The following is a 16,736-nucleotide window of genomic DNA, read 5'->3' as shown; positions in this document are numbered from 1 at the left end:
TCACTACCCGCGCTTACAATATCGCTTATTTCTGGCGAGTTAGCCCTTTAACCATTATGGCCTGCCCACTTTCCAAGATAATTGAAATGGAGAAGCAGGCCGATCGCATTGCTTTGGAGATAAAAAATGTCTGATAGTTTTCAATTAAAGGCGATTATCACCGGCGTTAATAAATTATCCCCAACCTTAACCACCATGCAGAAGGATCTGCGCAAATTTAAGGGGGAATTTAAAGATATTATCTCCAGCGCAGCAGTGGCAGGTGCGGCTATTACCGCCGCATTTGCTGTTCCTATTAGCCAGGCGATGGATTTTGAATCGACTATGGCCGATGTTCGTAAAGTGGTTGATTTTGACAGCCCGCAGCAGTTTAAACAGATGGCTGATGATGTGCTGGAGCTATCGTCAAATTTACCTATGGCCGCTATAGGGATTGGTGAGATTGTTGCTGCAGGTGGGCAGGCAGGTATTGCTCGCGAAGAATTGACCCGTTTTGCCGAAGATGCAGTGAAAATGGGGATCGCTTTTGACCAGACAGCAGAAGAGTCTGGTCAGATGATGGCCCAGTGGAGAACCGCATTTAAGCTAACGCAAAATGAAGTGGTTACGCTCGCTGACAAGGTGAACTATCTGGGTAACACCGGCCCAGCCAATGCAGCAAAAATATCTGAGATTGTCACTCGTATTGGCCCGCTCGGTGGAGTTGCTGGTGTGGCATCTGGCGAAATTGCTGCAATGGGGGCCACTATTGCCGGGATGGGAGTAGAGTCTGAAATCGCGTCAACAGGTATTAAAAACTTTATGTTGTCGCTTACAGCAGGCAAGGCCGCAACTGCATCACAGAAAAAGGTTTTCCGGTCATTAAGAATTAGTCCAAAACAGCTTGCCGCAGATATGCAGAAAGATTCTAAAGCGGCAATGTTAAGAGTCTTGAAGTCGATAGCAAAAATACCAAAAGCCGATCAAGTTGCAGTAATGACATCGCTATTTGGTAAAGAGTCACTAGGGGCGATAACTCCCTTATTATCAAATCTGGATCTACTGGAAAAGAACTTTAATAAAGTCACTGATGCACAAATTTATAGTGGTTCGATGCAAAAAGAATATGCGTCGCGCGCGGCGACAACGGCTAACGCAGTTCAATTATTAAAGAATCAACTAACGGCAGCGAGTATTTCTATTGGTGATTTATTCTTGCCATCAATAGTAGAAGCTGCGCAAGAGTTAAGGCCATTTTTGGGGCAAATTCGGCAACTGATTAAAGCCAATCCAGAACTGATTAAAACCACCTTGAAGTTAGGTCTATATTTAGCGGGGGTGGCCGTTAGCGTGTCGGCAATAACGAAAGCTATCGGTATTATGAATTTCGTCACCAAAATGACCCCGCTGGGTAAACTGCTCACTTTGCTGATCGGTGCCGGTGGATTAATTGTGGCTAACTGGGATACCGTCGGCCCAGTTTTTAAAGATATATGGAACCAGATTAAGCCTATTGTTGATATGGTAGGTGGGTTAGAAGGGGTAATGCAAGGCTTGGCTGTTTATATTGCTGGTGGCTTTTTAATCTCGTTTCTTAGTGGCATCAATAAAGGTAATGTTGCGGTTAAAGCCCTGTCTGGTTCGCTAACCAATCTCTTCAAATTTAGTGGGCAGGTTGTCGCTATTGGTGTGCTGATTAGCTTATTTAATAAGCTAAATGAGATTGGTGAAGAAGCCAAAGCCGCAGGGATGAACCCTGGTGAATATGTCGTTGATAAGGCGAAAAAGGATGAAGAAGCTCGGGGTTACCATGGTTTTATACCGCGGCTAAAAGAGATTTTAAATTTCGATGGCAGTCAAAACTCTAAGGTGCCATTAGCTGCAGCCAGACCTCAAGCCGTCAATGGAGAAATTACCGTTAAGTTTGATAATGCTCCTCCGGGTATGGCAATTGTCGGTACTAAAACCAATCAGTCTGGTTTTGGTGTGGGCTATGATGTTGGTTATACTCGTTTTTCTGGCAAGTAACAAAATTCCAGTGAAGAGTTCCAGTGTAAGTGGTAGGATTTTTTTACACTAATCTCTGGGGTTCGAAAAATGAGAATGATAAGAAGTCGGTTAGTCTTAATTGTAGCTGTAGGGATACTTGCAAGCGGATCAGTATTTGCAGAAGATCAAAAAAATACACTACCAGAAAAACAACAGTCTTTTATAGAATTAACCACCTCAGCTATTGAGGCTTCTGATGGAGCCAAAAATGACATGCAAAGAGGGGGAATAAAAACGAAAAGAGATGATGGTATTTGCAAGAAATTAAAATCTCGAAAAGTTGAAGGATGGCAAGGTAAGGTAACTAAAGTCGATTCTAATAGTGATGGTAAAGGTGTTTTATCTATAGAGCTTGCACCTAATGTCTCCGTAAAAACATGGAATAACGCATTATCAGATATCTCATATGATACTTTAATTGACCCACGATCTTCATTGTTTGAGAAAGCATCCCAATTATCAGAAGGTGATCAGGTTAAATTTTCTGGCTCATTCTTCCGTGGTGATGGTAATTGTATTAAAGAAAGTAGCATGAGCTTACGTGGTGGACTTGAAGAACCAGAATTTATATTTAAGTTTACTGACGTGAAAAAGATTTAATTAATTTAAATATAATATTTATAACCCACTTCGGTGGGTTTTTTTTCGCCCGGAGAATGTATGAGCTGGAAAGATAAGCTATTACCGGCCTCGTTTCGTGGTGTGCCATTTAAAACGCAAGAGGATGAGGCCACTTTCGGGCGCAGGACGCAAACCCATGAATACCCCAACCGCGATAAACCTTACTCCGAAGATCAGGGGCGGGTGACACGGCGCGATACTATTTCAGCCTATCTGATAGGTGATGATTACCAGGCACAACGTGATCAACTGATTACCGCCATTAACCAGGCGGGGCCGGGGAAACTGATCCACCCGCAATATGGCGAGCTAAATGTCTGTATCGATGGTGAGGTAAGCATTAGCCATAGAGCCTCAGATGGCCGTATGTGTACCATTAACTTTAACTTTGTTGAAGCCGGTGAACTCTCTTTTCCCACCTCTGGTGTTGCCACTGGTCAGAAGCTGGTTTCCTCCTGTGATGCCATGACTGACTGTGTCACTGATGCATTCGGTAAGGATTTCGGGCTGGAGGGGATGGCTGACTTTATCCAGAACGGCGTGATCAGTGATGCCAGCGCCATGATGAACACCGCCATTAAAGCCTTTGATGGTGTGAATTCGGCTATTGCTGACGCGGGCCGCTTGTTGGATGGCGACTTGTCGGTACTGCTAATGCCACCCAGCTCTGGCATGAATTTCGTTAACCGGCTGCAACGTATGTGGCGTTCGGGCAAGAGTCTGCTGGGTAACAGTGGCGATATCATCAATAAGATTAAGGGGCTGAGCGGGTTTACTGTGGGTCGTGATCTGGCTCCGCGCGGGGTATGGAAAACGGACAGCAAAACCATCCAGACCCAGACCACCCAGCGCAACGTGGTGGCTCAGGCCATCCGTACTACCGCACTGACTGAGGCGGCACAAAGCGTGGCTGATTTACCACAGGCCCGCCCGCCACTGACTGCCACGGTGACCCCGCAGGCGCAACAGCCGCTGGTCACTCATCCGGCGGTCACGTCGCTTAGCGACAGCGTGGTCGTGTCACCGCCGGTAACCTACGAGGCATTGACAGAGATCCGCGACTCCCTCAATACCGCCATTGATCAGGAACTGCTACGGATGACCGATGATGCGCTGTTTCTGGCGATCAACACCGTGCGCGCTGATGTCAATCGCGATATCAGCATGCGGCTCGAGCAGATAGAAAAAACCACCTTCCGCACCCCTGATGAAGTGCTGCCCGCGCTGGTGCTGGCGGCTGATTGGTATGACTCCGCCGCACGCGAAACTGACATTATCGGTCGCAACCAAATCACTCATCCCGGCTTTGTGCCGGTGAAAACGTTACAGGTGCCAATCAGATGAATAACGATGTCACGCTGCGGGTCAATGGCCGTGAGTGGGTCGGCTGGACGTCGGTCTCGATCTCAGCCGGTATCGAACGTCTGGCCCGTGATTTTAATGTGGAAATTACCCGCCAATGGCCCGGCAGCGAAGAGGCCGGACACCTGCAGCCCAGAGTGAAAAAGGGCGATGCGGTTACGGTGTTGATCGGCACTGACCTGGTGGTGACCGGCTATATCGATGCCACACCGGTACGCTATGACGCCCGCTCAGTATCGGTGGGCATTGTCGGTCGCAGCAAAACCGAAGACCTGATCGACTGTGCCGCCCTGATAACTCAGTTTACCGGGCGCTCTTTTGTCCAGATAGCGACCCAGCTGGCCGCGCCCTTTGGTGTCTCGGTGGTCAATGCCGGAGTAGAAAACACTCCGATGCAGGGGCTGCAAGTGGATTACGGCGAAACGGTGGTCGATGTGCTGGATAAGATGATGGGCATTCAGCAGGTGTTGGCCTATGACAATCCAACTGGCGCATTGGTGATTGGCCCGGTGGGTGCCTCACGCACCGTCACCGCGCTGGTGCTAGGTGAAAATATCATTTCCTGTGACACCGAACAGAGCATCAAAGACCGCTTTTCTGAATACGTGGTAGCGGGCCAGCGGTCGGGCAATGACGACGATTTTGGCGCAGCCACCACCAATGCCATCCGGGCTAAAACCGTTGACGGCGGCGTCAGCCGTTATCGACCTATGGTGATTAAGCAGAGCGGCAATGCCACGGGGGGATCGGTGATTGAGCGCAGCCAGTTTGAGATGCTACGGCGGGCAGCGCGTACCGATGAAGTGACCTATACGGTACAGGGCTGGCGGCAGGGGAACGGCGATTTGTGGTCGCCCAATCAACTGGTCACGGTGTTCGATCCGGTGCTGGGCTTTAACAACCGCGAAATGCTAATCGCGGAGGTGACCTACAGCAAAAACGAGCAGGGAACCATCACCCAGTTACGGATCGGCCCCGCTGATGCCTACCTACCAAAGCCTCCCAATCCGAACAAACAGCGCCGCAAAAAAGCCGAAGAGGACGAATTCTAATGAGTCGATTGTTGGATGGGATACAGCGCGGGCTATCCAATATGCTGGTTCGGGCGGTGGTTCGCCGCCTGGATTCCAGCAGTAAAAACCAGATGCTGCAAATTCAGATGATTGCGGATGAGTTGAAAGACAACATCGAACATCTGGAACCTTATGGCTTTACCAGCGCCGCCCACACAGGCGCGGAGGCGTTCGCCGCTTTCCCCGATGGCGACCGCTCGCACGGGGTGGTGTTAGTGGTGGCTGATCGTCGCTATCGAATCAAGGGGCTTAAGTCTGGTGAGGTGGCGATTTACAGCGACGAAGGGGACAGCATTATCCTCAAGCGCGGTAACAAAATCGAGGTGAACACTAAGCAGTTTATTGTTAACGCTGAAGAAAAAGCAGTATTCAACACGCCACTAATTGAAGCCAGCGGTCAGATCAAAGCTCAGGGCAATGTCGAGTTTGCGGCTGATGTTAAAGATAAAACCGGAACTATGGCGGCGATGCGCGGCCAGTTCAATTCGCATACTCACCCACATGGTGAACCGAATACTGACAAGCCTAACCAGAAGATGGAGTAACTCATGATCCTGATGGTGAATGGTCAACAACAATCGGCCTCCACGCCCACTGATAACTTAACTCGCGCAGTGATTATTTCTCTTTTCACCTGGCGCCGTGCTGATCCGGATGATGATTCAGAACAGCCGATGGGGTGGTGGGGGGACAGCTATCCCACCATACAAAATGACCGTATTGGTTCCCGCTTGTACTTGCTTCAGCGCACCACACTGACCAAAAACACCGTCGAACTGGCCAGAGGCTACTTAGAACAGGCGCTAGCCTGGCTAAAAGACGACGGCATAGTTTCACGAATAGCCATCAATGTGCAGCGGCACGGGACCGAGATACTGACCGCCGAGATAACACTGTATCGCAACGATGGCAATTCTCAGCTAATCACCTTTGATGATTTATGGAGTGCCCTCAATGGCTGACAGCGGATTTAACCGCCCGACACTTCCCCAACTGATTACCCAAATCCGCAGTGACCTGAATTCTCGCTTCCAAACTGATGCCGTATTGCGCCGTACCGACATCGAGGTATACAGCCGGGTGCATGCGGCGGCAGTACATACGGTTTATGGCTATATCGATTATCTGGCCCGCAACCTGTTACCGGATCAGTGCGATGAGGATTGGTTAGCGCGTCACGGCAATATGAAACGCTGCCCCCGCAAGGAACCCGCAACGGCGACCGGTTTTGTGCGCTGGGAGGGGGTCACCAACAGTATTGAAGTGCCTGCCGGCAGAGTGATTCAACGTGATGATTTGCAGGAGTACACCACCACGGCGGCGGCGACCTCTATTGCGGGAGTTCTGCGGGTACCGGTGATTTGCTCGGTGGCTGGCACTGCAGGCAATACTGACGATGGTATCAGTATGGTGCTGACCCAACCGATTAACGGCCTGCCATCATCTGCCGCCGCTGACAGCATCGAAGGCGGTACCGATGTGGAGCCAGTGGACGAGTGGCGAGCGCGGATCATCGAACGCTGGTATTACACCCCACAGGGTGGCGCTGATGGTGATTACATTATCTGGGCTAAAGAGGTGTCCGGCGTCACGCGTGCCTGGACTTATCGCCACTGGATGGGAACTGGTACGGTCGGTGTGATGGTGGCCAACAGCAATCTTGAAAACCCTATTCCGGATAATGCGGTGGTCAGCGCGGTGCGTGATCACATTCTGCCGCTGGCTCCGGTGGCAGGGGCCAGCCTCTATATCCTTGCGCCAGTAGCAAAAGTGGTGCCGTTCCATATTCGCCTCACCCCTGACACACCCGAAGTGCGCTATGCGGTCATTGCTGAGTTACGCGCTATGTTTCTGCGTGATGGGGTGCCAGGTGGAACACTGGATCACTCGCGTATCAGCGAGGCGATAAGTATTGCCACTGGCGAATATAAGCACGTTCTGGTCAGCCCGACCGATGATATCCCGCTGGCTGCCACAGAATTGCCGATTGTGGGAGAGCTAACGTGGACTTAACCGACAGCTATAGCCAGTTATTAACAAACCTGCTGCCGCGCGGCCCGGCATGGGAGGGGGATGCTCCCCTACTGCTGGGATTGGCACCGTCCTACTCCCGCGCCCATCAGCGCGGCGATAGTCTGATGCTGGAGGGTGATCCGCGCACCACCACCGAGTTGATTGATCGCTATGAACAGCTAACCGGCCTGCCGGATTCATGCGCACCGCCCGGGGTGCAGACATTGGCCCAGCGGCAACAGCGGCTGGATGCAAAAATTAATGTCACTGGCGGGATTAACAAGGCGTTCTATCTGGCACAACTGGCGGCGTTGGGCTATCCGGATGCCACTATCACCCAGTTTGAAAATGATGTTTTTCGCTGCACCTCGACCTGCATTGATTCGCTTTATGCAGAAGAGTGGCGCTACTGGTGGCAGGTCAACATGCCAAATGTCACCCAGATAACCGACATGATCTGCGCCTCTGTTTGCACCGATAGCCTGAGAACATGGGGCGACACCACCGCCGAATGCGTCATCAACAAACTTTGTCCTTCGCATACCTATGTGACTTTCTTATACCCGGAGTAACCCTTTATGCATCGTATTGATACCCCAACCGCCCAGGTTGATAAATTTGGCGCGGGCAAGAACGGCTTTACCCGTGGTAACCCACAGACTGGCGTACCGGCCACGGCTTTGGATGATGATTACTTTGATGCCGTGCAGGAAGAACTGGCGGTAGTTGTTGAGGCGGCGGGCATTACGTTAAAGAAAACAGATCGTGCTCAGGTGCTGGCCGCAATAAAGCTGCTTATTGGTAGTGAAACGAACACCAAATACCTTAAAGTCGCGAGTAATCTGGCTGAAATTAAAGCGGCTGGAGCAGCTGCTGTCTCGGCGGCCCTGACAAATTTAGGTTTGAGTGATGCTGCTCACTTGTCTCAACTAACTGGCGTTATAGGCACTTCGCGTAATGCGAAAATGAGTGTCACTGCTGCATCATCAACGGCCACTTTTACTGCAGATGAACTGATCGTGCAAACTGCTTTGGGTGGGCTTCAGTACAAACTATCGAACTTCAGCAAAACCATTAACCTGGCCACTACTGGTGCGGGCGGGATGGATACGGGTACTGTGCCAGCGAACGGCTTTGTTGCGTTATACGCAATTTATAACCCGACAACGCAGATATCAGCATTGCTTGCTGTGAATGCTTCATCAGTTGTTGCTCCGGAGGTGTACGGCGGCAGTAATATGCCAGCGGGTTATACGGCATCAGCGCTTGTTAGTGTTTTACCTACCAGCGCATCCCAACTTGCTCCAGTGATTCAGCAGGGGCGCAAAGTATCCATTATCGGTGCTAGCATACTATCCGGCAGCAGTACTCCATCATCTCTTGCTGCACTCACGGTCAGTGCCGTTCCTTTGAACACAACTTTAATCAGAATGGCAGTAACTGTTGGTATTGTATCTCCAGACACCACAGGTATTCTTGAAATCTCCGCGAATGCAGTTCTAGTAGGTGCCAAACAAATATCTCTGGGTGCATCGTTAACGGGCGGCACACTGAGCACAACAAGTTACATGGAGATGCCTGTAGTTGATAATTCACGTCAAATATACTGGCGGATACAGGGAGCTAATACCGCCTACGGAATCACTGCTATGGGGTATGAATTCTAATGGATAAATATTATGCGAAGCTTGGAAAAAATGGCGAAATCACGATAATGTATTATGGACTTCAGGAGGATGAAATACTTGTTGAGGTCGATTTTTCAAGTCAATTATATAAAGTTTTTTACGAATCAATGCCGATATCCATTGGCGTTTCATTGCCAGACCCTAAGTAGTTAACTAGCCCATTAATTTTTTCTTGTCGGCTACATTTAAGCAGTTCTCATATTTCTTATCAGAATATTGAGAGGGTTTAAAAGGGGCAAGGAAAGGGGGAGTAAGTTCCGGTGTGAATGGAGGTGCCCCCTCCATTTTCTAACGCAATGCTTGCAATAGCATCTTATCTATTTCATCATTTCTATTTATGCAATCCATAGTTAATGCATTATAAATAGCGTCAACACTGGGTGAAAATGCAGGAATGAATCTATGAGGGAGGCTAATTCCTTCAATGCTTACTGAGTTGAATAGTGTTGAATAAGCGACATTTCTGTGCGCCTCAAAACCAGACGGGAAAACATCAGGAACATTATTCCCATTTATTTTGTCACCCAACCCCATAGGGTAGGCCTGAGAATAGGAAATCATATTAGATGGAGTTGATACAGCAAAATAATCAGACATAGCATAACCTATGTTTGGAAACATATATGTTGGGCTATCTGAGTTAGAGGTTTCAGCATAGATAATGCGTTGTGTGGATGCTTTATGATATATATCCAGCCAATCGATATTTATCGACTGTGTAAACTCTATATCAGGTCGAATCCTAACTACAAGATCAAACTCTGATTCACTCTTCATTGCCATGTCGTTGCATTTGTATATTTTGTAATACATTTTTTGCGGGTTATTCATCGTATTGAATGGTTCACATGTGTCGTCATCAATATGACATTCAGCACTAGCGTATACATCAGCGATATCTCTTGCGTTTATTTCTCCTGAAGAGGAACCCCATAACGAGAAGAAATTTTTATAACGTTGTCTCATTTTCCCCTCTCCCAGGATGTTCCATGCATCAGAGAATGCGCCTATCAAATTAGTTGGTAAATGCCTCGTGTTATTAGGGGGTACTGGCGAACTACCACCCTCAGCTTTCCACGTATGCACAAAATAGGTCACGTCATGATTATTAAGACCAATCTTGTCCCAGCTGCTAAATGATCTTCTCCAGCCCCTCATTTGTCCTGAAACGCACACTGCAATTCGCAGTCGTTTTTTTTCTGCGTTGATTGAAACTGGTGTTCCAGAAATACCGTTCTTTATAAAAGATAAAGCTTCACCATATTTACTATCGTCAATGGTTATTTGTGAGTTATATATTTCCGATAAAACACGATATTTAGTAATGCTCTTACATACATCAGATATGAGGATGAAATTAAATATTCCCTCATTGTTGAAATTATGATACTCGATATTTTTTAAAATACCCTGAACAATATGAATGCTTTTTTTATTAGCTTTCAAAGCGTCATGCCATATGCTGCAATTAGCTGTTCCCATAAGAACGAATGGGAGATGCGAACTAACAGAGAATCGAAACAAATTATCTTCAAGTATTTTTCTGCGTTCATCATCATTAACCATATTGAATGACAATACTAATGTATATGTGCAAAGTGTTGCCTTATTATAGTTAATGCCATTTAAATCAATGTACTCATTTACTGCCATCAATATTGTTGAGAATAGCTTTCTGTCATGCTCATGATAATGAAACAAAATATAGCATAAAGATGGATGATGTCTTTCTGTAAGTGATGTATCGCTTTGATATATTAGATCTTCAATAATTAAGTGGTTAGTGTTTTCATTCCCCATTATTTTCAATGAAGAGACCAGTATTTCTGCGGCCATGGAGTAGTAATCATGTGTACTTGATTTATTTTGAATGGATCGCCAACTCAACCATGACTTCAAGGCCTTATTGGTACTCCTTGAATTTATTAAGCATCTTGTCTTTAGATTGAATATTGCTTCGTGACTGCCGCAATATTTTAACCCTTGATTAAGAATTCTTTCTGCTGAAATTATATCTTCCCGTGCAATCAGGCAAATAGAAAGTCCAATGTAAGGATCTAGTGACCACTTATAAATTCTTAATGCCTCTTGGTACTGTAGTTCTGCCCCTATAAAATTGTTTTCCGATAAAAGTCGTGATGCCTCATGCGTAAGGAAGAGGTTCCTATCTTTTTTGGAGAATGGGCTTTTATCCGCTATGAATCGTAACGCCTTGGACACATGACTAAAATACATCAATTTATCAATAGCAAAATTAGACATGACCTCTCCTGAGGCGCTCATTTTAGGTTTTCGATTTTACGCAAAAACTGGACGAGATCCAACGGTTGTGGATCATCCCCTTTAGAGATATTAAGCCTGAAACCAATCATCCGCACTTTCCCACGTATCCTTCAAAATCTCTTCATCACCTTATTTTTAAATCAATAATGCTGAATTTTTCGTCATGAAGAAGATTTGACAGGGTTCACTTTCTGCTAAATTTCGGTATGCCAGTATCTGTCTTCATTATTACGTTGGTTATATCTATGAAAAAAGCAATCGCATACCTCCGGTTCTCTTCGTCTGTTCAACAGTACGGGGATTCTTTAAAAAGGCAGCACAGGCTAGTGACGGAATGGCTTGATGCTAACCCCGATTACATGTTGGACGACTTGACGTATAAAGATTTGGGGATCAGTGCCTACCATGGAACACATGCCACTAGAGGGGCATTCTCAGATTTCATGGTGGCTGTAGAGGGCGGTTATATTGAATATGGCACGGTTCTATTGGTAGAAAGCCTAGACCGACTGTCTCGTGAAAAAATAGGTGAAGCAACGGAACGACTTAAAAGCATATTAAAGGCTGGTATCGATGTTGTTACGCTTAGCGACCATACTCATTACACTAAAGATTCTTTGGATGATCCTTACTCACTGATAAAAGCCATTCTAATTGCGCAGCGGGCTAATGAAGAAAGTGAAATCAAATCACGTCGGATGAAGTCTGCATGGAAGAAGAAAAGGGAAGAAGCAGAGGCCTCGGGCAAAATAATTACCAGAAGTTGCCCGCGTTGGTTGAAGGTGAGCCAAAGCGGAGATAGTTTCGAACTGATACCTGAACATGCTAGGACGATTAAAGAGATATTTCGGCTACGATTAAAAGGGCAATCCCTCAATGGAATAGTTAAAGTCCTGAATGATAAAAAGGTGATAACTCTAACAGGAGAAATTGGCGTCTGGAACCCTTCAACAATTGAAAAACTATTGGTAAATAAAGCGCTTATTGGAATAAATGCCCCGTCATACCGTACGATAGCCAATGGAATACAAGAAATAGCGGGCTATTTTCCCCGAGTTATTTCCGATAAAACTTTCTACGCCGTCAGAGAGTTCAGAAAACCACCCTTTGGCAAAGACAAGCACACTGATAATCCCTATCTAATTAATCTCTTCCGTTCGGTGATGAAGTGTAAAGCATGCGGTCACAGTATCATTCTCAATTCTATAGATGGCAAAGGGATGGGATATTACGTATGCCCTATGCGCCGGTTACATCGCTGTAATACTCCATCTATTAGGCGTGATATTGCAGATGTAAACCTGATAACTACAGTTGTTATCCATGCTGACAAATTCCAAACTAATTCAACCAGTAGAGAATCGACCCGTTCGCTCCAGGACAGAAATATTGAGGTTCTTAAAAGTATTGATAGGCTGATTGAGGCATTACAAATAGCACCTGAAGTGGCTGCTCTGGCTGAAAAGATAAAGGCACTGCATAAAGAATTCAAAAGTAATGAATCCATGATCCGTGCAGTTAACAATAAGCAGAGGCTGGCCGTTAGTGAGGATGTAACAACGTTGGATTTAACCTTAAAAGAGGACCGGGAGAAATGCAGACGGTTTATTTTTAAAACGTTTAAAGAAATAGTGCTCGATACTGAGAACAAGACGTGTGATATCTACTTCAGTAACGGTTTTAAGCTGATAAATTTCCCGTTACTGAAAAGTATCAGCTCAGAACAGCTCATCAGTGCTTTGACCTATACAGACGATTCAACACTGATCCTATGAGTTAGTACCTACATCAATGCGCTTAATTGCCCAGCCTATTATGAAATGAAAACCTTTAGTTAGCGCCATAGCATGAAATTTACAAAGTAAGTTGATAACATTATGTTTTATAATAATATTTTTATCCTCTCCAGCGATTTCTACATATGAAGATGGATACTGAACCGACTTCCTTGATAGATGAACCTACCGTGGGTCGGTTCAATTTAAAATTAATTTATCTTATATATCAAATAAATAAGTCCGTGAACCGACTGAACCTACCGAACCGACCACTTTCTGGTTATATATAGAGAAATTTTATTTGCGATTATGAATCCATAATCAACTGTTAAATTGGTGGTTAAATAACAACCATCAAAGTGAAGTGCGATGATATGAAATTATTCTTATAGCAAATACCGTCTTTCACTATTCTTGGTAATTTATTTGTATAGGCTTGGGGAAGGAAAATTATTTGGGGGTATCATTGGGGGTATCTTGAAAATTGAACCTAGTAAATATATTTATTTAACAGTGTGTTGATGGTTTAATTTGGCTCCTGTAGGGACCATTAAAATCAATGAGTTACCATCTGTTTACCCCCTAATTAGCAACCTTTTTTAAAAGTGCCAGATTGGTGACATTACCCCCCATTACTCATCAATTTTACGTGCATGCTCAGTTAAATGATTTGGCGGCAAGTGGGCATGCCGACGCACCATTTCTATATTCCCCCCCTATCTCCTGAAGTGCTGATAACGGATGCCTGGCTGAGAAAATGGCATAGGGCCCGGTGATTTGTATGTTTTTTAGTTGCGCTGAGAGACCCAAAATAATTTGAGGTAATTATTGGGGGTATATAGAAAACTGAGCGAGGAAAATAAATGTGCCTCAGAAGAGGGGCTAAAAAATTAGCACCACAAATGGAATCCGATATTAGCCGTTACCGGAGAAATCATTATTTAAGTTAATACTATTAATGGCGACTGTATTGATTTTGATAAACTCACAAGTAATAGCCAGTTTAATGTATGGTTTGATCACCGTTTGATTCGGGGTATAAGAGACCGCCAATATTGCCTCTAACTCATTTTACATACTATTCGCTTTAGCTATATCCGTTGATTTACCTAACTTTATCACTCTAAAAGTATTGTAGAATTTATGGAACAAGTATTCGGAACAAAACGCTATTCACATTGATACCCCATACAGTGAACATAGGTAAAATTTCTGAATACAGGTAGGTAAAAATGGAAAAGCTATTTACACCACTTAAAGTCGGTAATATTACTCTTAATAATCGCGTCGTTATGGCACCTATGACGCGTTCAAGAGCCAGAAAAGGTGATATTGCAGATGCGTTGACAGCAGAGTATTACGCACAACGGGCATCTGCCGGGTTAATTGTTACTGAAGGCGCTCAAATTTCAGTGCAGGGGCAGGGCTACCTTTTTACTCCTGGCATTTACAGTCAGGAGCAAGTAAAGGGATGGTCGTTAACGACTCAGGCTGTGCATGAAAAAGGCGGAAAAATCTTCCTGCAATTGTGGCATGTCGGTCGCATTTCCCATACCAGTCTACAAAATAACGGTGCTGCTCCAGTCAGCAGCGTCGCAGTAAAAGCCGAGAACAGTCAGTGTTACGCATTGGATCAAAACGGTAACCCAGGTCAGGTACCCGTTTCAACACCACAAGCTCTGACGATTGATGGTATCAACGCCATTATCAATGATTATGTTATAGCGGCAAAAAATGCGATCGAGGCGGGTTTTGATGGCGTCGAAATTCATGCTGCAAATGGTTATCTGTTGGAACAGTTTATTAATGGTGGGCTGAATACCCGCAATGATGAATATGGTGGTAAAAGCCATAGCAATCGTATTCGCTTCACTCTTGAAGTGACCGATGCTGTATCAAAAGCGATCGGAAGTGATAAAACGGGCATCCGGTTGGCTCCTTTCGGTCGTCTTTTCGATATGCACGCTTTTGAAGGTGAGGAGCAGACATGGCTACAACTTGCTGATGAACTAAACACTCGCTCTCTGGCGTATGTGCATCTCAGTGATCAGCAAACCCTGGGTCAGCAAGCTATTCCTGATGGATTTATTCAAAAATTCAGAGCCGTATATCAGGGTATTTTGATTATTGCCGGTGGGTTTGATAAACAGCTGGCAGAGAAGTACCTACAGGATGGATGCGCTGATCTGATTGGTTTCGGGCGGCCCTATATTTCCAATCCTGATTTGGTGGAAAGAATGAAAAATGATTGGCCGCTAACTGAACCTGATCGTGCTACGTTCTATGGTGGCACAGAAGTTGGTTATACAGATTATCCGTTCTACTCAGCACAATTGGATAATCAATAAAATCAGTCGAGTAATCCCGCTTCAGCGGCTGTGACCAACTCATCCACCACATAACGGATTTTGGGCAGTAACTGACGATTTTTCGGCCATAACGCGCTGATGGGCATTTCACCACCGGAATGCCCGATAAGAACTTCTTTTAATCCCCCACTTTGCAAGTATTTACCAACTAGCCAGAGCGGTAACTGACATAGGCCACATCCCGCCAGCGTGGCGGCCAGCATCGCATCACCATCAGCAAATTCATGTGTTGGCGTTGGTGTATAGCGGTGGATTTGTCCGGTATTGTCTTTTAGTAACCAGGATATCGGCTGGTTGCGTCGAAAACCGACCACACACTTATGCTGGCTCAACTCTTCTGGTTGGACGGGCTCTACGTTATGCAATAGGTAATCCGGTGAGGCGCAAATTACCAGCTTTTGAGTTGTCAATCTGCGGGCAACCAGACCACTGCTATCGGCCAGTTCACCGATACGTATAACCAGATCAATACCTTCTTCAATAGGATCAACAAATCGCTCACTGAATGTCACTGTCAATGCTAACTCGGGATACTGGCGGGTAATATCAAGCAGGATAGGCAAGATACGCTGTCTGCCAAATGCAGCCGGTAAATCTACCCGTAAGCGCCCGGCGGGGTGGGTAATATGGGCGGTCAATTCTGCTTCAGCAAGTTCCAGAATATCTATTGCACTCTGGCAACTGGCAAGAAACTTTTCACCATCAGGCGTGAGGCTCAGTCTTCGTGTCGACCGTTGAAAAAGCTTCAGCCCCAGTCGGTCTTCCAGACGACTCACACTCTTTCCAACCGCTGATTTTGTTAGCCCGAGCCGTTCCGCAGCCGCAGTGAAACTGCCGTGTTGAGCCGTTGTGACAAAAGCAGTAATCCCGCCGAGATGATCTGTTTTTCTCATATTTCCACTTGTCTGTTCAGGTTGTTGAAAGTATTCATCGAAATGAAATGCTGGCCCGATATCATCAGAAGATATAACGATAGCGAGCTTCGGGGTACCAGATTGTAGAATTTATGTCTATAAAGATGATAGCAAAACCATATTTATCGCCTCAATGGAATCAATCATAGTATGCACCAGAATTAATGTTTCGCTTTGGGGCGACAACGCTCACTCTGGATACTGGAGATAACCATGACCGAAGTTAAAGGCTTTAAACACGTAGGTTTGCTGACAAAGAAAAAAGATCAAAGTTTTGACGATTTTGTCGAACACTGGAAGGAGATACACACGGCTATCACCCTTAAGTTACCCGGCCTTCGTGCATACGTGCTGAATCCAATCGACCGGCGTGTATATCCAGACTCACCCATTGATGGTTTTTCAGAATTATGGTTCGACTCGCTTGAAGATGCCGTAGCTGCGTTTGATTCCCCGATAGGAAAAGCTGCATTTATCGACGTACCTAATTTTGTCGATGCAGTGGCAGTTACTTATGTCACCGAAATTAAAAAGCTGTGAAGTGATTATTCATAAATAAGATGTTGAATGGGATGGCGTGAAAAAAAACGGCTGCCTACATATTCTG

13 protein-coding genes and 3 pseudogenes are annotated in these 16,736 nt (G+C 45.8%); 12 read left to right on the top strand and 4 right to left on the bottom strand.

Annotated features, from left to right (window positions below; all coding sequences use genetic code 11):
* The first annotated feature begins 126 nt into the window (after window positions 1-126).
* The 9 genes and pseudogenes from QSV56_RS02970 to QSV56_RS02930 all read left to right on the top strand — a co-directional run.
* Window positions 127-2,007: a phage tail tape measure protein gene (locus QSV56_RS02970; RefSeq protein ID WP_239873807.1), complete on the top strand. Its 1,881-nt coding sequence runs from the start codon at window positions 127-129 to the stop codon at window positions 2,005-2,007.
* A gap of 69 nt (window positions 2,008-2,076) precedes the next feature.
* Window positions 2,077-2,628, top strand: coding sequence for a hypothetical protein (locus tag QSV56_RS02965; RefSeq protein WP_050328979.1), 552 nt, complete (start codon window positions 2,077-2,079; stop codon window positions 2,626-2,628).
* Between the two features lie 60 nt (window positions 2,629-2,688).
* Complete coding sequence (locus QSV56_RS02960) at window positions 2,689-3,993, top strand: DNA circularization protein (protein WP_301210633.1); 1,305 nt, start codon at window positions 2,689-2,691, stop codon at window positions 3,991-3,993.
* On the top strand, window positions 3,990-5,063 hold the full coding sequence (locus QSV56_RS02955; protein WP_050164139.1) for a phage baseplate assembly protein: 1,074 nt from the start codon (window positions 3,990-3,992) through the stop codon (window positions 5,061-5,063). Before QSV56_RS02960 ends, QSV56_RS02955 begins: the two co-directional genes overlap by 4 nt.
* Window positions 5,063-5,629, top strand: a complete 567-nt coding sequence (locus QSV56_RS02950) for a phage baseplate assembly protein V (RefSeq protein WP_050164138.1) — start codon at window positions 5,063-5,065, stop codon at window positions 5,627-5,629. The genes QSV56_RS02955 and QSV56_RS02950 overlap by 1 nt, the downstream gene beginning before the upstream one ends.
* A gap of 3 nt (window positions 5,630-5,632) precedes the next feature.
* Window positions 5,633-6,046: a phage GP46 family protein gene (locus tag QSV56_RS02945; RefSeq protein ID WP_050164136.1), complete on the top strand. Its 414-nt coding sequence runs from the start codon at window positions 5,633-5,635 to the stop codon at window positions 6,044-6,046.
* Window positions 6,039-7,097, top strand: a complete 1,059-nt coding sequence (locus tag QSV56_RS02940) for a baseplate J/gp47 family protein (RefSeq protein WP_050164134.1) — start codon at window positions 6,039-6,041, stop codon at window positions 7,095-7,097. The genes QSV56_RS02945 and QSV56_RS02940 overlap by 8 nt, the downstream gene beginning before the upstream one ends.
* The gene (locus tag QSV56_RS02935; RefSeq protein WP_050164131.1) at window positions 7,088-7,669 is read left to right on the top strand and encodes a YmfQ family protein; all 582 of its coding nucleotides are present in this window, start codon (window positions 7,088-7,090) and stop codon (window positions 7,667-7,669) included. Before QSV56_RS02940 ends, QSV56_RS02935 begins: the two co-directional genes overlap by 10 nt.
* A 6-nt stretch (window positions 7,670-7,675) precedes the next feature.
* Window positions 7,676-8,014, top strand: a pseudogene (locus QSV56_RS02930) (hypothetical protein); the annotation flags it as partial.
* Window positions 8,015-9,073: 1,059 nt separating this feature from the next.
* Here QSV56_RS02930 and QSV56_RS02925 read toward each other — a convergent pair.
* Window positions 9,074-11,047 (bottom strand): tetratricopeptide repeat protein, encoded by a 1,974-nt coding sequence (locus QSV56_RS02925; RefSeq protein WP_061111516.1) that lies wholly within the window; start codon window positions 11,045-11,047, stop codon window positions 9,074-9,076.
* A 266-nt stretch (window positions 11,048-11,313) separates the two neighbouring features.
* Here QSV56_RS02925 and QSV56_RS02920 point away from each other — a divergent pair, with 266 nt between their 5' ends.
* Window positions 11,314-12,843, top strand: a complete 1,530-nt coding sequence (locus QSV56_RS02920; RefSeq protein WP_239873809.1) for a recombinase family protein — start codon at window positions 11,314-11,316, stop codon at window positions 12,841-12,843.
* Between the two features lie 585 nt (window positions 12,844-13,428).
* Here QSV56_RS02920 and QSV56_RS02915 read toward each other — a convergent pair.
* Together QSV56_RS02915 and QSV56_RS02910 are read right to left on the bottom strand one after the other, a co-directional pair.
* A pseudogene (locus QSV56_RS02915) lies at window positions 13,429-13,587 on the bottom strand (integrase); the annotation flags it as partial.
* A gap of 177 nt (window positions 13,588-13,764) precedes the next feature.
* Window positions 13,765-13,944: pseudogene (locus QSV56_RS02910) on the bottom strand (autotransporter outer membrane beta-barrel domain-containing protein); the annotation flags it as partial.
* A gap of 134 nt (window positions 13,945-14,078) precedes the next feature.
* Here QSV56_RS02910 and QSV56_RS02905 point away from each other — a divergent pair.
* Window positions 14,079-15,194, top strand: a complete 1,116-nt coding sequence (locus tag QSV56_RS02905; protein WP_019081219.1) for an alkene reductase — start codon at window positions 14,079-14,081, stop codon at window positions 15,192-15,194.
* Window positions 15,195-15,196: 2 nt separating this feature from the next.
* Here QSV56_RS02905 and QSV56_RS02900 read toward each other — a convergent pair whose 3' ends face one another.
* A complete protein-coding gene (locus QSV56_RS02900; protein ID WP_219642886.1) occupies window positions 15,197-16,108 on the bottom strand; it encodes a LysR substrate-binding domain-containing protein in 912 nt (303 codons plus the stop codon).
* A gap of 234 nt (window positions 16,109-16,342) precedes the next feature.
* On the opposite strand from QSV56_RS02900, the gene QSV56_RS02895 reads away from it, so the two are divergent.
* Complete coding sequence (locus QSV56_RS02895; RefSeq protein ID WP_019081218.1) at window positions 16,343-16,669, top strand: EthD family reductase; 327 nt, start codon at window positions 16,343-16,345, stop codon at window positions 16,667-16,669.
* The last annotated feature ends 67 nt before the right edge of the window (window positions 16,670-16,736 follow it).

This window comes from Yersinia sp. 22-579 (assembly GCF_030433455.1).
Taxonomy (GTDB): domain Bacteria; phylum Pseudomonadota; class Gammaproteobacteria; order Enterobacterales; family Enterobacteriaceae; genus Yersinia; species Yersinia enterocolitica.
This window is presented reverse-complemented; position numbering and strand designations above follow the sequence as displayed.